1 protein-coding gene is annotated in these 2063 nt (G+C 63.5%); it reads right to left on the bottom strand.

Annotated elements, in window-relative coordinates; translation table 11 throughout:
- Positions 1-248: 248 nt before the first annotated feature.
- A partial coding sequence (locus tag CLV74_RS22360; protein ID WP_106269144.1) for a bifunctional 5-dehydro-2-deoxygluconokinase/5-dehydro-2-deoxyphosphogluconate aldolase occupies positions 249-2063 on the bottom strand: 1815 nt, incomplete at its 5' end.

Raw genomic sequence — 2063 nt, 5'->3', positions numbered from 1 at the left:
TCGCTACTTGAGGGCGATACGGCCCCATGCCCTACCGCTTCGCTGCCTGATGGCTCTGCCTCAACCATCTGCACACTCAGCCACTTCACCATGGCCTGCGCCGCTGTCAGCCGGATCGTGCCCATGCTTATCTCCCAAACCCGTAAAGGCTCCGTTAAAACGGGCCCGCTTTCTTCATCTTGGACCAAATACCTCGGGGGGCGAGGGCTTGCCCGAGCGGGGCAGAGCCCCGAACCGCCCCCGAACCCTTACGCCGCGTTCCGGCGGGCCGCTTCGCGTGCCCCGTCCCACACCGCACAAAGCCGCGTGAACCGCTCGGCCATCTGCGCAATCGCTGCCTCATCGGACATCTCGCCCTTCATCCAGGCCCGTGCCGCATCGCCAAAGATCGTCCGGCCCACGGCAAAACCCTTCACCAGACCAAAGCCCGCCGCCACCTCGAACGAGGCCGCCAGCTCTGCCTCGGGCGCATCCAGACCCAGAACCACGATCCCGCGGGTGTGCAGATCATACTCCTCAATCGCCGCCACGGCCTTGGCCCAGGCGTCTGCCGTCTTCAGAGGCTCCAGCTTCCACCAGTCAGGGTAGACACCGATCTCGTAGAACTGGCGGATCAACACCGCTGTGGTATCCTCATCCACCGGACCCACCTTCGAGGGGATGATCTCCAAGAGGAACTCCAGCCCGTTCCGGCGCGAGGCTTCAAACAGGCGCTTCACAGTCGCTTCCTGATCCGCGCGGGTCGCCGCATCATCATCGGGATGGCAGAAGCACAGGCACTTCACCACATTCTCCCGTGCCCACTGGCCCAGACCGCCAAAGTCCGATCCCAGTTCCGGCTCCAGCGTCAGCGGGCGCGAGCCCGGCCATTCGGTCGGACGCCCGATCCAGAGACCCGAGCCAGACGCTGCGTGCAGCGCCGAGCGGCCAATCCGATTGTCGCACAGAATGCCATAGCCATCGCGGCCATCTTGCACCTGAACAGCGGCCTTCATGCACAGCTCTTTGAATTCCCCGCCCTTGGCCAGCGTGTAACCGTCCATCTCTTCCAGCTGCAGACGGTGGTCGAAGGCGAAGACGCGCATGGAAGACCAGTCCCCCGCATTGCGGGTGTAGCGGGTGGTGGACCAGTGGATCTGTTCCAGTTCCGCATCGTTGCGCAGGTCCTTCTGCTTGACCCCACGCTCCAGGAAGAACTCCAGTTCGGTCAGCGACGGATAGGCCGGCGTGCAGCCATGACGGCTCACCGCAAAGGCCCCGCAGGCGTTGGCATACTTCAGCGCCACAGGCCAACCGGCATCCTCCATCCAGCCCTTCAAAAGCCCCGAGAAGAACCCATCGCCCGCGCCCAAAACATTAAAAACTTCAATCGGGAAGCCCTTGCCGGTCTGGCCATCATCCAGACTGTCCGGCACGTCGCCCTCAAAGGCCACCGCGCCCAAAGCCCCCCGCTTGCACACCAGCGCCGCGCCCGAGTTCTCGCGCACCGCGCGCAGCGCCTTCACCGTATCGGTCGAGCCGCCCGCGATGTGGAACTCCTCTTCGGTCCCCACGATCAGGTCAAAATAATGCAAAGACGACAGCAGCTTTGCCGTCACCTTGGCGCTTTCCACAAAGCGGCTCTCGCCGTCCCCATGGCCCGCCACGCCCCACAGATTGGGACGGTAGTCGATGTCCAGCGCCGTGCGCAGACCATGCTTGCGCGCCAGCTTCAGCGCCTTGATCACCGCAGCCTCGGTCCGAGGATGGCTCAGGTGCGTGCCCGTCACCACAACCGCCCGCGCCCGCTTGATGAAATCCTCATCAATGTCATCCTCGCACAGCGCCATATCCGCGCAGTTCTCGCGGTAGAAGATCAGCGGAAACTGCTCCTCATCGCGAATGCCAAGGATCACCAAAGCGGTCAGACGCTCGGGGTCGGTCACAACCCCGTCGGTGCAAACCCCCTCACGGGCCAGCTGCTCAAGAATAAACCGGCCCATATGCTCATCGCCCACACGGGAAATCAGAGCCGTCTTCAACCCCAAACGCGCCGTCCCGCAGGCAATGTTCGTCGGACTGCC

It is taken from the genome of Donghicola tyrosinivorans, from assembly GCF_003003355.1.
Taxonomy (GTDB): Bacteria; Pseudomonadota; Alphaproteobacteria; order Rhodobacterales; family Rhodobacteraceae; genus Donghicola; species Donghicola tyrosinivorans.
The sequence above is the reverse complement of the archived record's forward strand: the minus strand, read 5'-3'. Positions and strand labels throughout refer to the sequence as shown.